The following is a 15909-nucleotide window of genomic DNA, read 5'->3' on the forward strand; positions in this document are numbered from 1 at the left end:
TTTATTCCCATAGAGGTGAAGCCCTATGTTACGCCGCATTCCACCAGTGATTCTGATAGTGATCGTATTAGCGATTTACGGATTTTTGATCACACTCATCAATGACCCTGTTAGTACGATTATCATCTTGGGATTATCCGTTGTACTTTTCTTGGTCGTGCGCAACTATTTACAAACCGGCTCCTTCTTTTCACAAGGCGCAGGCTCTGGCAAACCTAGACAGCCAAAGGTCAAGGTGAAGCCAAAGCCCTCCATAGGTCGGCAAGCAGTGAAAAAGCAGTCGACTACCCCGAGAAAAGATCATCCGTTTCGTGTGATCGAAGGCAGCAAAGGAAAGCAAAAAGAGAAACAAGACGAAAAATCGCAAAATAATATCTCCCACTAAAAACAAGAACAGGTTGCCTGAATCGGCGACCTGTTTTTGTTTTTCACACCAGCATTTTCGGAGAGCTATTGCGAAACACTTTTACGTAATCTTCAAAATCCCATTGTGCCAAAAATTTGTGAGCGGCTGCCTCCCCTGACTCAAACAATCGCTGCCTCATATCTTTTGACATCTGAAATTGGGTTGTCCTTACCCCTAATGTATGAATGAAAATCGTCCGAACGGCTTTTGCCTTTTCCACATACAGACGGTCATGGGCATCGAGCATAGTCGCCAGCAATCCCCGAGAGAAGGAAAAAAGACCTTTGATACTGGTTGCTTCTCTCTTGTTTTGATCATCACTCAGGCGAAAACCAATTGTCGGCCACCGGGGAGTCCCCTCTACATCAAATAACCACACGGGGTAGTTGCTCAATAATGCGCCATCGACGATGTAGTGCACATGTCCAGCACTTGTCAGCTTTGCGGGCTGAAAAAAGAACGGAATAGAGGAAGACATACGAACGGCTCGTGCCACAGGAAAATGATCTGGTTCTACACCATACCGTGCCAAATCGTCGGGAAATATAAGCATTTTTCCGTCAGTGACATCAGAAGCGACAACTTTCAGCTTACCAGGAGGAAGATCTCCAAATGTTCGCACTCCTTTTCGCTGTAACAACTTCTCTATGAACAACTCGATTCGATCTGCTCGATAAACCCCTTCCCGCACGACTAGTTCATAGATTGGTCCGATGAGAGGGAGCCTGCCCAGCCCTGAGCGCTTGAGAAAGTGAAGGTAATCCAGCTCTTCAAAGATCGGTTTCAACTCATGGCTTGAATAGCCTGCGCCAAGCAAAGCTGCAACAATGGAGCCAGCCGAGGTACCAGCGAGCCTTTCCCATGTGTATCCATTCTCCTCCATGACTCGCAAGGCACCGATAAAAGCGATTCCTTTTACGCCGCCACCTTCAAAGACTGCATCCGCTTTCACCTTGTTTCCCCTCCCTAAAATTCCTCCCCATTTTCCATGTATAAGACGACAGCTTTTCCGTTACCACAAAGAAAAACGCAAGCCTGGTCGGCTTGCGCTATAATACGATAACGATATAGACTATTCCTCTTTTTGCTCATCTAACAAACGAATGTTACGAAGCTCTTCTATACGCTTTGGATCTGCCTCGAAGTACTGAACCAGATACTCCAGGCATGTAATCGATTCCCAGCTCAGGTGGTGCTCGATTCCTTCCACATCCTGATAAATATGCTCTTCATCCAAGCCAATGATCCGCATAAATTCTTCTAGAAGACTGTGACGGTCCACTAGGCGTTTTCCGATTTTCTTCCCTTTTGGCGTCAAGACAAGCCCGCGGTATTTTTCATAAACGAGATACTTGTCTTTGTCTAGCTTCTGAACCATTTTCGTGACCGAAGAGGGATGTACTTCTAACGCTTCAGCAATATCGGAGACACGAGCATAGCCCTTTTCTTCAATTAAGTTGTAAATGCGTTCCAAATAGTCTTCCATACTCGGCGTCGGCGGCATTGTGAACCCCTCATTTCCAAACCGTTATTTCATCAAGCCAAAAAAGGCACGTAGAAATATCATACCGTGTAATGAGAACCATTTGCAAGAGAAAAGTACCTATCGCAGCTGTTTTTCTGGTGTTGGGTTCATCATTTGGACATATTGTACGAGTTGTTGACCCAACTGCTCCATGCGCGCCTGCAAACGCTCATCCTTCAGCTTGCCTTCTGGTGTAAAGGCATTGTAAGCACTTGGGATGGAAGGGCTAGATGGCAACGGCCATGCATGCAGGTTGCGCATGATTAACTGCAAAGTGTTGACCGTGTTCGTAGCACCCATGCTTCCCCCAGCGACGCCAATGATGGCAACCTGCTTGTCACGCAAAATGCGCCCTTCCAGGAAGTCAATGGCGTTTTTCAAAGCACCTGTCATTGTGCCATGGTATTCAGGCGAACCGATCACAAGTCCATCCGCTTCGGAAACTGCTTTGACAAATTGATGGACAATTTCAGGGTACGTACTGGTATCATCACGATCATCATACAGCGGCAGCTTCCAGTCCGCGAGATGAATCATTTCAACATCGGCACCTGCAGCCTTCGCTGCTTCGAGTACAATATGAATCGCTTGTTTTGTCGTAGAATTGGCATTCATGCTTCCGGCTATTCCTACAATTTTCATGGTTTCACCCCATCGATAATCTAAATACTGGTATGATCATCATTATATTCCATTAAGTATATTTTGTAAACATTTATGTTTATTTAATATCATCTGTTCTGAACAGACCTGTTTGTCACATACACTTGTACCAAGTTGCAAGTGAGGATGATGCCTATGGACAAAGTTGCTTGGCATATCGCCGTGCTTTTTGCAGGGTCTGCGTTAGGTGGATTCTACTTGGGTGGATATGAGTGGTTACGCTTTTTTACTTATTTCGGTTCCTGGGGGACAATAGGCATTGCACTTGCGGCTCTTGGCCTCGGATGGTTCGGCGTCCAGCTGTTGACCTTTTGCCATCGCAAGCAAATTCGCTCCCTGTACGAGCTGTACTACGTATTGTGTGGCGAAGCGTTCGCTTCTAGCCTATCTGTAATCACCCACATTCTGCTATTGGGCTATACAGGAGTCATGCTTGGCCAACAGGCAGATTCCCTCTTGGAGGAGCTCTCTCCTCTCTGGTTCATCCTTATGACCATTGCAGCCATCTTCTTTATCATAAATCGTTGGAGATGGATTGTCACTGCAACAGCCATATCTCTATCCTTCGGTTTATTATTATTCGGATTGATTTTCAGTGCACAATCCCATGTCCCAATACCGAGCTTAGGTTATCAAATGAATGTGAACTGGCTGATTCACGCCGTATTTTTCCTTGCTTTGCATTTTCTTATCAGCTTGGCCACGACTCTACCTCTGGCAGTCCGTGCGTCCCATGAGCGAACTGTTCGGATGGGGGCAATCATCGGAGCTGGAATCTTCCTTTTGTTCACGTTTTTAGGTCAAGCTATCCTTCTTGCCCATTGGCATGATGCACACTCCTCTATACTGCCTATCAAACAAATTTTGGTTCAAATGATGACGGGTGGCGATTGGCTTCTCGCTATCCTCTCGCTTGTGCATGGTGGAGTCATTGTCGCAGCCCTACTCTACTCGTTGACACATCCAATTGCGACACGTCAACATCTACAAATGCTGCCATTGATTGTCGTCATGCTGCTTACCGTTTTGGTATTCTCTCTCCTCACACTCGTGGTTCCGTGGAGTATGTCTGCAATCGCCAGTGCAACGACCTATTGCGGCATGTTCTTAATGGGCTGGTACGTTTGGAAGCATCAGCATTGACCTGATTAATTGTTTACTCGTAGCTCCTGTGGTCAAGACAAAGTCTTGGCCACTTTTTTCGCATGATAGGACCCATTTCAACGGACTCATCGTCACGTAGGCCTCCTCTACACATGGTTACTCTCCCTCATTTTACCACAAATGAAAAACGTCCCCCGAAGGAGACGTTTACTGCAAAGCCTCACTTTCCCCTTTCAGCTGTACCCCATTTGGAGTACCCAACGGATAAGCTGGCGTTGTTTGTGCCGTAATTTTGTGGATTGCTGAAAGGACCGCCTTAGTGGCCTTTGTAGTTTGTTCCCAATCCATTTGCGCCAAGGAGTCTTCTTTTGCTTGTCCTGTCTCTGCATTCGTCACAAGTGCCGTAGGAATGCCTGCGGCGGCCAAAGAGCTCGCTGCACCGTTTCGTTCACGTGTACCATTCTTTTCGGAAGGTGATGCCCCCGCTTCTCTCAGGAGTTGGATTGGCAGATTTTCGTTGCCCAGCGAATTGATTGCAACAAGCTCTGCCTTTTGGCTGCCCACACCATCGACATAGAAGGCTGCAATCATGGCTTGTCGTTCCTTGGCTGATAAGGCATTCGCATAAGCAATCGGGCCTCTGTTTCCCGATGTAACTGCACCAAAGCTGACAAACCTCACTTCCGTATCAATCGGCTTGTCAGCCATATTACGCGCGATTTCAAGTAAGGCCGCTACACCGGAGCCATTGTGATTAGCCCCAACCGATAACCCAGCGGAATCATGATGAGCGGATACCATGACGACCTGCCCGGTGTCGTTTTGATTGGGCTTTCGACTTGCCACGATATTATACGAGGTTTGCTTGATGCTTACGGCTCCTTCCACCTTGACTCTTCCCTTTACGGGCCGTTTGTCCATGATGCGTTTTTGGAGCTTCGTGCCATCCGCCTTAGACAAAGCTATTACAGGCACAGCGATATCCAAAGGTTCGCCCAGCGAAGCATTCCAGCCTTCCTCTCGATCATTCCAGATGATAAGAGCAACGGCTCCGGCAGCTGCTGCTTGGCGTACTTTTTCTCCGAACGGAATCTCGCCTCGCTTGACCAAGGCAATCTTCCCCCGGGATGCATCATTTGCAAAATCAACCGCTCTTCCCAAGCCTGCATCCACCACCTCTGCTGTCGCGGTTCCATTGATCCCAAAAGCAAATCCACTTACTGTCCATTTTTGACCTGGCCATTCTTCTATCGTCAGTGATAGAGTAGCAGGCTTTCGGTACGTATAATAAGAAAAGGGATCGAGCTTGGTCTTGTACCCGTAAGATCGAAGTGTATTTTCCACATAGACAGCTGCCGCAAATTCCGTTTCAGTAGCAGGTGGACGAGCTGTTCTCGCCAATTGCTCGACATGGCTATACAAGCGTTCACTATCGATCCAATCTTGCGTTTCCTCTGCATGAGCACGATGTGAAAGGAAAGGTATCGGAAATATCGTTCCACAGACAAGCAAGGCACATAGCGCATAATGACGGACTGATCGCATGGCATTCTCCCTTTCCTTCGCTCTTTGCATTTATTATGGGCGGTTATGACAAATAGAGTCTAGTCAGAATAGTTAGTCAAATAACTTCATCCTGCGCCATCCCTGGACAGCTTTCGCTTTCTTCTGCCCAAAACGTCGATTTTTCGAGTGACTTCCCTCCATATGAATTCTTAATAGAAAGGTGCTTTTCTCTGTAAAATTATTGATAAAGAAAAGGCGACTTTCAAATTGACCTATGTCCTTCCCTTTTGCTAAGGTGGAATCAATAAAAAACCGTTTGAAAGAAACGGATTGGAATCCATTGAGGGGGAAGTACCATGCTGTATGTAGATGGAAAATGGGTAGAAGAAGGGCAAGTCGCAGTTCATCCAGAAGACCGCGGTTATAACTTTGGGGATGGCATATATGAGGTAGTACGCATTTATAAGGGACGCATGTATCAATGGGATGGACATCTTACCCGCTTGTTTCGAAGTGCCAAAGAAATAAAAATGGAGCTTCCATGGAGCGCAGAAGAGCTGACAGATTTAGCGAATCAGTTGATCGCCAAGAACAACATCACGGAGAATGATGACGCCAGCCTTTACCTGCAAGTATCTCGTGGCGCCTCACCGCGTGTTCACGATATTCCGTCTGGGATCAAGCCTGTGATTATGGGCTTTGTCCGTCACAAGGACCGCCCTGTCTCCGATATGAAAAAGGGCTGGACAGCACAACTCGTCGAAGATATCCGCTGGCTCCGTTGCGATATTAAAACGCTCAATCTGCTAGGAGCTGTTCTTGTCAAACAATACGCAAAGGATGCAGGTGCCCAAGAATCAATTTTGCACCGCAACGGCGTCATCACAGAGTGCAGCTCTTCCAATTTGTTCGTCGTAAAAAATGGCGAGCTGTATACGCATCAGGCTGACAATCTGATCCTGCACGGAATTACCCGCCAAGTGGTCATTGATTTGGCTCGGGACAATGGCATCACTGTACATGAAGAAGCATTCGACATGGCTTTCTTGAAGCAAGCCGATGAAGTCTTCCTCACCAGCACGACTGCGGAAATCATGCCGCTCATCTCGGTAGATGGCGTCGCTGTCGGCAACGGACAGCCAGGACCTGTCGTACTTACGCTACAAGATTTGTTTGAACAGCATATCAATACAAGTGTACTCGTGTAATGAAGAAAAGCTCTCCCGGTATGCATATACATCCGAGAGAGCTTTTCTTTATTGTTTAACGACGCAGATTCCATTCGTCTGTGGCATAGCGCGTCTTAACGAGTTCTTCTGCCAACGCGAGTTCTTCGTCCGTAAGCGTTGAAGGAATTAGCTCCACTTCCAATCCAGATGCAAAGCCTTTCGAGAACGCCTCGATGGACTCTTGGAGACTAATTGGCCGTGGGCTTACTTCGTTGATCGTCACTGCTTTTTGTCGGAAACTATCGATCATCCGTTGTTTTACCCGCTCCGATGGGAAATGCAAGAGCGAGAATAGTAAATCTACGTCCATATCAAGCAGAATAGAGCCGTGCTGAAGAATAACGCCCTTTTGTCGGGTCTGAGCGCTTCCCGCTACTTTTTTCCCCTCTACCACGAGCTCATACCATGAGGGCGAATCGAAGCAGGCGGATGACCCTGGCGAATTGTACTTTTCCTTCTCCTCTTCACTCGCCAAAGAGACCATTTCCGCTGAGAGTCCAAGGTTCTGGAATCCGTGCAGCAGTCCCAAGCTGATGATTTTGTAGGCTTCCGTCACACTCGAAGGCATTTTCGGATGGTCTTCGGATACGATGACACTGTATGTCAGCTCCTGATCGTGGAGAACAGCACGCCCTCCCGTCGCTCTGCGAACAAAGCCCAGTCCTCTATTTTGAACTTCCTCCAGGTTTATTTCCTTGATGGCCTTTTGGAAATAACCAATCGACAGTGTCGCGGGGTCCCACGTGTAAAAACGAACGGTCGGGGGAACCTTGCCCTCACTGTGTAACTGCAAAATCGCTTCATCTACTGCCATATTCATCGCGGGTGACATTGCTTCCGTCACGATATAGCGCCACTGTTCCATCTATGTACCTCCTCATTCACAACGCCTTCATTGTACGCTTCTGGCACGAAGGACGGCAAGCTTCTGATGGGCTAATTTGAGCGAGCTGTTTCCTGCAAAATGGTCAAGACCTGCGCCAATGAATCTGTTTTCTTCTCAGTCTCTTCCCGCATTCGCCGCAAGATGGACTCCCTGTTGTTTTGCAAGTCATTCACCGCTTGAAAAAAGCGATCAGCCGTTAGCTCTTCTTCCAGCAAAACATGACACAAGCCCTGCCTTTTAAAAGACTGTGCATTTAAAATCTGATCACCCCGACTTGCTTCACGGGACAACGGTATCAAGAGCATCGGCTTTTGCAGGGCTAAAAACTCATAAATCGCATTGGAGCCTGCTCGAGACACGACAAGATCAGCCATTGCCAGCAAATCAGGCAATTCCTCCTGTACATACTCAAATTGCTTGTAGCCTGCCACCTGAATCGTTTCATCCACTTGATTTTTGCCACAAATATGTACAATGGAAAAATGTTCGAGCAAAGCAGTAAGCGAATGGCGTACAGCCTCGTTTATTCTCCGTGCTCCCAAACTTCCTCCCATGACGAGCATGACAGGTTTCTTCGTAGAAAAGGAGCAGGATAACAGACCCGCTTCTCTTCTCCCCTGCTTCAGCTCATCTCGCACAACTGCACCTACGTGAATCCCTTTGTTTTTCGGCACTTTCGAAAGCGTATCTGGAAATGTTACGCACACCTTGCTGGAAAAAGGGACAGCCAGCTTATTTGCGAGACCCGGTGTCAGATCAGATTCATGGATGACTACAGGAAGACGGTTTAGCCACCCCCCAAATACGACCGGCACGGAGACGAAGCCCCCTTTGGAAAAAATCACATCCGGCTTCCATTTGCCAAGAAAGCGAGACGCCTGCCAAATGCCTTTGACGACTCGCAGCGGGTCACTCACGTTTTTCCAATCAAAGTAACGTCGTAGTTTGCCTGAAGAAATGCCAATATAGCGAACATCCGGATGGTTGGCGACTAGCTCTCGTTCAATTCCTGTCGCAGAACCAATATAGGCGACTTCCCAGCCCAGCTTGATAAAGTGGGGGATAAGCGCAAGATTCACAGTAACATGTCCTGCCGAACCACCACCGGTAAATACAATCTTTCTCTTCATTCGGCCCGAACCCTCCCTGCCTCTTCTTCCCCCATGATAGCACCAATCGGAAAGAAAAGCCGCCCGTAACAACAGGCGACTTTTCCTGGAATCTAGAATTATGCTTGTGGTTGATAACGCAGAATTGGCTTTCTTGCCGCTGTCGCTTCATCCAAACGTTTGACCACAGTGGTATGAGGAGCTTCCTGAACGATTTCTGGCGTTTCCTCGCACTCGCGGGCAATTTGTATCATGACGTCGATGAACTCATCGAGCGTTTCCTTTGTCTCCGTTTCGGTCGGCTCGATCATAAGGCACTCGTCCACGATCAATGGGAAGTAGATCGTTGGCGGGTGATAGCCGAAGTCGAGCAAGCGTTTTGCGATATCGAGCGTGCGTACGCCCAGCTTCTTCTGGATTACACCAGACAGGACGAACTCATGCTTGCAGACGCGATCAAATGGCAGATGATAAGCCGTTGCCAAACGACGCATCATGTAGTTGGCGGAGAGCACCGCATTTTGGGAAACTTGCAGCAAGCCTTCTGGACCCATGGTACGGATGTAGCTGTACGCACGAACGAGAATACCGAAGTTTCCGTTGTAGCCTTTTACGCGACCGATGGAAGCCGGACGATTGCTATCCCAGTAGAAGCTGCCGTCTTCCTTTTTCGCTACGATTGGAGTAGGCAGGAATGGCTCGAGAATTTTTTTCACGCCGACCGGACCTGCACCTGGACCACCACCGCCGTGAGGCCCTGTAAACGTTTTGTGCAAGTTCAGATGCACCACGTCAAAGCCCATGTCACCTGGACGGGCAATGCCCAAAATCGCGTTCGCATTCGCACCATCGTAGTACAAGAGACCGCCTGCTTCATGGACGATTTTCGCCATTTCCACGATATCTTCTTCAAACAATCCGAGTGTGTTCGGGTTCGTCAACATCAAGGCAGCTGTGTCAGGACCAACCGCATCACGCAGTGCTTGAATGTCAACCAATCCACGCTCGTCAGATGCAATGGTTACGGTATCCAAGCCAGCTACCGCAGCAGATGCCGGGTTCGTACCGTGTGCGGAGTTCGGCACGATTACTTTGGTACGATGTCCTTCCCCACGGCTCTCGTGGTAGGCACGGATCATCATCAGACCTGTCCACTCACCCGCAGCACCAGCAGCTGGTTGCAGTGTAACTGCGTCCATGCCAGTAATTTCACCCAGTTCTTCTTGCAGGTTGTACAACAGCTCCAAAGCGCCCTGTACGGTTTCTTCCGGTTGGTATGGATGTGTCTGCGCGAAGCCTGCGTAACGGGCAACATCTTCGTTGATTTTTGGGTTGTATTTCATCGTGCAAGAACCAAGCGGATAGAAGCCATTGTCTACCCCGTGGTTGCGACGAGACAGTTCTGTATAGTGACGAACCAATTGCAGCTCAGATACTTCTGGCAGCTCAGCCGGCGTTTCGCGAATGAGGTGCTTTGGCAAAAGGCTTGCTACTTCTACTTCTGGAACATCCAATGCCGGCAAATTGTAGCCCACACGGCCTGGTTTGCTCATTTCAAAGATCAGTGCTTTCTCTTGGTCGTTACGCACGTGTGATCGCCTCCAATTCAGCCGCCAATGTGTCGATTTCTTCTTTGGTACGCAGCTCAGTTACTGCAAACAAGGTGTGATTGGCAAACTCTGGGTAGTCGAGTCCGAGATCATAGCCCCCGATGATTCCAGCAGCCAGCAGGCCTTTGTTCACTTCTGCAACTGGTTTGTTCAGCTTCACCACGAACTCGTTAAAGAACGGTGAGGTAAATACGATCTCCAAGCCTTTTGCTTGCAGGGCATTCTTCGCGTAATGAGCTTTTTGCAGGTTCATCATCGCCATTTCTTGTACACCCTGCTTGCCGAGTGCTGTCATGGCAATAGAAGCAGCCAAAGCGAGCAGCGCTTGGTTGGAGCAGATATTGGAAGTCGCTTTTTCACGACGAATATGCTGTTCACGCGCTTGCAGCGTCAATACGAAGCCGCGTTTGCCATTTTCGTCCTTCGTTTGACCGACGATACGACCTGGCATTTTGCGCATCAGTTTGGAGGTTGTAGCAAAATATCCGCAATGCGGTCCGCCAAAGGATGCTGGGATACCGAATGGCTGCATGTCGCCCACTACGATATCTGCGCCTAATTTGCCCGGCGCCTCCAGTACACCCAGAGCAAGCGGATTGGAGGATGTAATCAACAGTGCGCCTTTTCCGTGTGCAATTGGTTCAATCGCTCCCAAATCCTCTACGTTTCCGAAGAAGTTTGGATACTGCACGATGACCGCTGCTGTATTCTCATCAACAAGCGCTTCCAGAGCCGCTGTATCTGTAACGCCATCGCTGTTGATACCTACTTCAACCAGCTCAACGTTTTGTCCATACGCATATGTTTTCAAAACACCACGCGCTTCCGGATGTACAGCGCGGGAAACGATTACGCGCTTTTTGCCAGTGTGACCTGCAGCCATCATCGCTGCCTCTGCCAAAGAAGTCGCGCCGTCATACATCGAGGAGTTCGCTACCTCCATACCAGTCAGCTCACATACCATCGTTTGGAACTCAAAAATAGCTTGCAGCTCACCTTGGCTGATTTCTGGCTGGTAAGGTGTATAGGCGGTAAAGAATTCACCGCGGAGCAGCATATGATTGACTGTGCTCGGCGTGTAATGTTGATAAACACCCGCACCCAGAAAGTTAACATGCGTGCTGAAGTTTACGTTTGTATTTGCGAGGCGTGTAAAATACTTCACCAAATCTGGCTCGGAAAGTGCTTCTGGAATATTCAAAGCACCTTTGAAACGTACTTCTTCCGGAATATCAGCAAACAGTTCTTCTATACTCGAAATGCCGAGGGTTTCCAGCATTTCGCGCTTGTCCTGATCAGTTTGGGGCAGGTAGCGGTATTTCACGGACGTTGTCCTCCTCTAAAAGGATGTATGTGGTGTATCGCTTAGTTTTTTGGGCGTTTATAAAATGGAGCGGCTACGATTTCTGCTTTCAGACGTTTTCCGCGAATTTCTACTTCTACTTGTGTACCTAACGCAGCATGCTCGGTTTTTACGAGAGCGAGACCGACGTTCTTCTTCAAGGTTGGAGATTGTGTTCCCGTCGTCACCTCGCCAATGAGCTCTTCTCCCATATAGACGGGGTAATGCGTGCGCGGAATCCCACGGTCGATCATTTCGATCCCTACCAGCTTGCGTGGAGCACCGTTTTCTTTTTGTGCTTTCAGCACTTCTTGACCGATGAACGGCACTTCTTTGTCTACCTTGACAGCAAAGCCAATGCCCGCTTCGATCGGAGTGATGTCTTTGCTGAGCTCTTGGCCGTACAGTGGCAGCTTGGCTTCAAAACGAAGCGTATCGCGCGCACCGAGACCACACGGCAACAGACCTTCTTCTTTCCCAGCATCCAGCAAGATGTCCCACAGCTCTGCTGCACGATCAGCATCCAAATAAATCTCGAAGCCATCTTCGCCAGTATAGCCAGTGCGGGAGACCAATGCAGGAATACCACTCACTTGCACATCACGCCCAAAACGGAAAAAGCCGATTTGAGACAAGTCTGTCGTCGTTAGCTTTTGCAGAATGGATTCTGCCAAAGGACCTTGAATCGCGATTTGTGCTGTTTGTGGCGAAATATTCTTAATCGTTACACCTGGAATCAGATGTTCTTCTAGCCACGCATAGTCTTTGTCGATATTCCCTGCGTTGATGACGAGCAAGTAATGATCATCTGCATATTTGTAAACAAGCAGATCGTCTACCGTCCCCCCATCTGGGTAGCAAAGCACACTGTACTGCGCCTGTCCGACTGCCAGCTTCGACACGTCATTCGTAGTCACACGCTGGAGATAAGAAAGAGCGTTTTCCCCTTTTACGTCCACTTCTCCCATATGGGAAACATCAAACAGACCAGCTTTTGTCCGAACAGCTTCATGCTCTTGACCAATGCTTGTAAACTGCACCGGCAGATCCCAACCACCGAAGTCGATAGTTTTCGCGCCATACTTTGCATAAGAATCAAATAGTGGCGTACGTTTCAAATTGGACATGTGGCACCTCCTGTGAACAATAAGATCCAAAACAAAACAGAGGGGGAAAAACGGGTACACCAAAATAATGGTGCCCATTTCTCCTCCTCTGTCCTTGGTACCTGAGAGTTACCTTGCGAATCTCATGAGGATTCTTTCTTTCCCCATTTGCAAGTTTCCCCTTTGGTGGCTCGTGTGAGCTCTCTCCAGAGTTGCGTCCGGTAGAGGTACTTTTGCCTGAGAGATTCACCGTTACCGGCTTGCTCCTTCGGCGCTGCCAAACGTTCAAGCAGTCTCTCCCTACTACCATCATTCGCGGTTGTTTCATGGTCATACATAAGTTTTTGCTATCATTTCCATACTAATGGATGTACTACCTCCTTATCCTACCATGAGAGTCCAAAGTTGAAAATATACAAATTAACAGTCAGATTCAGAAAATCTTAACAAAACACATTGACAATAGATAAACGTTCAGTTTTTAGACATTAACCATGAATGTTATGGTAGAGCTATGTAAAGGAGTATCTTATATGCCGAATGTTCCTATTTCATTTGATACGAGTTGGATCAATACGCTTACAGAACGCATGCAAGAAGATGGCCCCTGGGATAAGTGGGAGCTGTTCAAGCTCTCATTGGAAGCCGAGGAAGCGATGGCTGTTCACGAATTTGATCAATTGCAATGTCTGAAATACCTTCCACTCTTGTCACCATTTCCACACCAGTTAGAAACGGCGAAACGTGTCCTGTTAGAGATGCGCGGACGAGCCATTCTCGCAGATGAGGTCGGTCTAGGAAAGACGATCGAAGCAGGTTTGATCATGAAGGAGTATATGGTCCGCGGCTTGGCTAAAAAAATTCTCGTCCTGGTTCCAGCCTCTCTCGTGATTCAATGGACAAAAGAGCTTCATCAAAAATTCGGCATAGCAGCAGTCGCGCAAAAAAAAGAATATATGTGGCGGCAGCACGAGGTCGTTGTCGCATCGATAGACACAGCAAAACGAGATCCTCACAGGCGTCACGTACTCGACATCGATTACGACATGCTCATCATCGACGAGGCTCATAAACTCAAAAATAAACGGACACGCAACTATCAGTTCGTCAAAGAAATCCGCAAAAAATATTGCCTGCTCCTTACCGCAACTCCTATTCAAAACGAGATGGACGAGCTGTACAACCTCATCAATTTGTTAAAGCCAGGTCACCTCGGCCATACTTCCACCTTCTCTACCAATTACGTAGAGGGCAAACGCCAATCCAAAAACAGCGAGAAATTGCGCGAGGAAATTGAAAAGGTCATGATTCGCAACAAACGAAGTGATGGTGGTATTCAATTCACCAGTCGACGCGTTCAGTCGATTCCGATTGACCTTTCTCCAGAGGAATTGACCTTGTACGAAGGTGTGACGCGCTTTGTTCGCGAGCAATACCAAACAGGATTTGGGGTTGGCGGCTTCAACTCTCTCGCTCTGATTACCTTGCAGCGTGAGGTCTGCTCAAGTAAGGAAGCTGCGTTTATGACGCTGTATAACATGCACCAGCGCACTGGCGAGGACTCTCCCTTGCGCACACAAATTCTTGAGCTAGTCGAGATGATTAAACAAATTGAGACGCACTCCAAGGCTGCCAAAGCGGTCGAGCTCATTCAACAAATCAACGACAAAGTCATCATTTTTACAGAGTATCGGGCAACACAAAACTATCTGCAAAAGTATTTGCACGACCACGGCATTACTTCTGTCCCCTTCCGCGGCGGCTTTAAACGCAGTAAAAAGGACTGGATGACTGATCTGTTCCAAAATCGTGCACAAGTCCTGATCGCGACGGAAGCAGGCGGGGAAGGGATCAATTTGCAGTTCTGCAATCAGGTGATTAATTACGACATGCCGTGGAATCCCATGCGAGTGGAGCAACGAATCGGTCGCGTCCATCGTCTCGGACAAAAAAGGGATGTGCACATTTACAATTTATCGACAACAGGAACGATCGAGGAGCATATTCTCAAGCTGCTGTATGAAAAAATCGACCTGTTTGAAATGGTCATCGGTGAACTCGATGATATTGTGGAACGCCTGAATCTAAGTCACTCCTTGGAAGATAATCTGATTCAAATCATTATGGATTCCCGCTCCTCCAAAGAAATGGCGCTGAAGCTCGATAACATTGGACACGCGATTCGGGCAAGCAAAGTAACCAAAGAAGCCGTCCCGCTTTCTGAGGCGGCTGACCAATAACTCTTGTTGGAAACGAAAAAGAAATGAGGTCTCCTGATGCAGCAACAACAGGTCAGACAATTTGTCGAGCGCTATTTGGCGACTTTTTCTGCCCATATCGTCGAGTCTCACCCAGATTATTTCACAGTCAAGCTCCCTGTCGAGGTGGACAAAGATATCGGCAATCGCCCTTTTTACTGGAGCTGGGTGGATAAGATGAATTTGGCTTATCAACCATTAGTACTCACCTTTACTTTTCATCCGGATTGCATGCCAGAGTGTTTGCGATCCGAGCATCTGCATCTAGGGGCTGCCCGCATGCAACAAATTTTCGCTTCCACCAAAAAGCATGGCAGCTTTGTCTGTATGTACGAGCAACAAGGGGGACTTTTAGGTAATGCCGGCAAGCGTCGGTCAACCCCTCTCGTGCCTTGGCTCGGGATGAACTTGAAGGTTTCTCTACTCTGTGACAAGCGACGTGACATTTTATTGTACCTGGGGATTAATTTGCATCAGCCACGGATGGTGGCGGATTTCACTTCGTTTTTATTTTCACTTTCCTTGACCCCTACCATCCCTGACTACTATTACACGTTGGATCGAAAGGTAACCATACAGGAAGCCCTCCAAATGGTACAACTGGAAGTCGAACATACATTGGAACAAGAAGATCAGCAGTGGGCAGAGGAAGCGCGTACACGTTTACGCGAAGAAATGGCCATCTTGGAAGCGTACTATGAAGAATTGGCACGGCGCGAACCACAAGATGAGCAGACAAACGCAGACGAAACCGAAGATGAAGCAGAGCAACCAGTAGCTCAGTCGTCACTCGGGCAAGAGGCTCAGCAAACCGAGCCTGATCCAGCTGGAACAGCTTCTGTCGAACAGCCAATATCTTTTGACGAATACCGGGCTTCTGGCGGACGAATCCTCGACTTTTTACGTGCAAATGGAATCCAAACCACTCCACGCGAAGAGATTAATCAAGAAGAATGGAAAAAGAGCACGCCAGATGAGGAAAGACAACGCCGAAAGGACGAGCTGGCATGGCAATACGAGCCGCGAATCGAGGTTTCGTTTATCAACGGTGGCTTGTTTTATTTATCTTCCGTTCCTCCGCTCATGCGGTCATCGAAAGCAAAAAGCATGCGACATCTCCCCGCATCAGGGCGAATCATGTAAAAGATCAACGAGAAAATGTGAA

General features: G+C 48.1%; 14 protein-coding genes and 2 riboswitches. Of the genes, 5 read left to right on the forward strand and 9 right to left on the reverse strand.

Features of this window, described 5'->3' with window-relative positions; genetic code table 11:
- The first annotated feature begins 25 nt into the window (after positions 1 to 25).
- Positions 26 to 385: an ABC transporter C family protein gene (locus HPY27_RS08695; RefSeq protein WP_017247981.1), complete on the forward strand. Its 360-nt coding sequence runs from the start codon at positions 26 to 28 to the stop codon at positions 383 to 385.
- A gap of 43 nt (positions 386 to 428) precedes the next feature.
- Here the strand turns inward: HPY27_RS08695 and HPY27_RS08700 are convergent, their stop codons facing one another.
- The 3 genes from HPY27_RS08700 to HPY27_RS08710 all read right to left on the reverse strand — a co-directional run bounded on the left by HPY27_RS08700 (position 429) and on the right by HPY27_RS08710 (position 2573).
- A complete protein-coding gene (locus HPY27_RS08700) occupies positions 429 to 1358 on the reverse strand; it encodes a patatin-like phospholipase family protein (protein WP_017247980.1) in 930 nt (309 codons plus the stop codon).
- Between the two features lie 120 nt (positions 1359 to 1478).
- Positions 1479 to 1910, reverse strand: a complete 432-nt coding sequence (mntR, locus tag HPY27_RS08705; protein WP_017247979.1) for a transcriptional regulator MntR — start codon at positions 1908 to 1910, stop codon at positions 1479 to 1481.
- A 99-nt stretch (positions 1911 to 2009) separates the two neighbouring features.
- Entirely contained in the window at positions 2010 to 2573 is a 564-nt protein-coding gene (locus tag HPY27_RS08710) for an NADPH-dependent FMN reductase (protein WP_017247978.1), read from the reverse strand.
- A gap of 156 nt (positions 2574 to 2729) precedes the next feature.
- Between HPY27_RS08710 and HPY27_RS08715 the strand changes: the two genes are divergently transcribed.
- Positions 2730 to 3737, forward strand: coding sequence for a hypothetical protein (locus HPY27_RS08715; RefSeq protein WP_174224784.1), 1008 nt, complete (start codon positions 2730 to 2732; stop codon positions 3735 to 3737).
- Positions 3738 to 3905: 168 nt separating this feature from the next.
- On the opposite strand, the gene HPY27_RS08720 is transcribed toward HPY27_RS08715, so the two are convergent.
- The gene (locus HPY27_RS08720; protein ID WP_174224785.1) at positions 3906 to 5243 is read right to left on the reverse strand and encodes a M28 family peptidase; all 1338 of its coding nucleotides are present in this window, start codon (positions 5241 to 5243) and stop codon (positions 3906 to 3908) included.
- Positions 5244 to 5560: 317 nt separating this feature from the next.
- On the opposite strand from HPY27_RS08720, the gene dat reads away from it, so the two are divergent.
- The gene (dat, locus tag HPY27_RS08725; protein ID WP_017247975.1) at positions 5561 to 6412 is read left to right on the forward strand and encodes a D-amino-acid transaminase; all 852 of its coding nucleotides are present in this window, start codon (positions 5561 to 5563) and stop codon (positions 6410 to 6412) included.
- Between the two features lie 55 nt (positions 6413 to 6467).
- Here dat and HPY27_RS08730 read toward each other — a convergent pair whose 3' ends face one another.
- The 5 genes from HPY27_RS08730 to gcvT all read right to left on the reverse strand — a co-directional run bounded on the left by HPY27_RS08730 (position 6468) and on the right by gcvT (position 12507).
- The gene (locus HPY27_RS08730; protein ID WP_017247974.1) at positions 6468 to 7298 is read right to left on the reverse strand and encodes a lipoate--protein ligase family protein; all 831 of its coding nucleotides are present in this window, start codon (positions 7296 to 7298) and stop codon (positions 6468 to 6470) included.
- Between the two features lie 71 nt (positions 7299 to 7369).
- Entirely contained in the window at positions 7370 to 8449 is a 1080-nt protein-coding gene (locus tag HPY27_RS08735; RefSeq protein ID WP_174224786.1) for an undecaprenyldiphospho-muramoylpentapeptide beta-N-acetylglucosaminyltransferase, read from the reverse strand.
- A gap of 98 nt (positions 8450 to 8547) precedes the next feature.
- Entirely contained in the window at positions 8548 to 10017 is a 1470-nt protein-coding gene (gene gcvPB, locus HPY27_RS08740) for an aminomethyl-transferring glycine dehydrogenase subunit GcvPB (RefSeq protein ID WP_017247972.1), read from the reverse strand.
- Complete coding sequence (gene gcvPA / locus HPY27_RS08745) at positions 10010 to 11362, reverse strand: aminomethyl-transferring glycine dehydrogenase subunit GcvPA (protein ID WP_174224787.1); 1353 nt, start codon at positions 11360 to 11362, stop codon at positions 10010 to 10012. The genes gcvPB and gcvPA overlap by 8 nt, the downstream gene beginning before the upstream one ends.
- Positions 11363 to 11403: 41 nt before the next feature.
- A complete protein-coding gene (gcvT, locus tag HPY27_RS08750) occupies positions 11404 to 12507 on the reverse strand; it encodes a glycine cleavage system aminomethyltransferase GcvT (protein ID WP_069844601.1) in 1104 nt (367 codons plus the stop codon).
- Between the two features lie 78 nt (positions 12508 to 12585).
- Positions 12586 to 12701: riboswitch (glycine riboswitch) on the reverse strand.
- Positions 12702 to 12799, reverse strand: a riboswitch (glycine riboswitch). It lies immediately after the preceding riboswitch.
- A 220-nt stretch (positions 12800 to 13019) separates the two neighbouring features.
- Here gcvT and HPY27_RS08755 point away from each other — a divergent pair.
- Positions 13020 to 14726 (forward strand): DEAD/DEAH box helicase, encoded by a 1707-nt coding sequence (locus HPY27_RS08755; protein ID WP_017247969.1) that lies wholly within the window; start codon positions 13020 to 13022, stop codon positions 14724 to 14726.
- 36 nt (positions 14727 to 14762) lie between these two features.
- A complete protein-coding gene (locus HPY27_RS08760) occupies positions 14763 to 15887 on the forward strand; it encodes a YqhG family protein (RefSeq protein ID WP_174224788.1) in 1125 nt (374 codons plus the stop codon).
- Positions 15888 to 15909 lie beyond the last annotated feature (22 nt).

This window comes from Brevibacillus sp. HB1.1 (assembly GCF_013332445.1).
Lineage (GTDB): Bacteria > Bacillota > Bacilli > Brevibacillales > Brevibacillaceae > Brevibacillus > Brevibacillus porteri.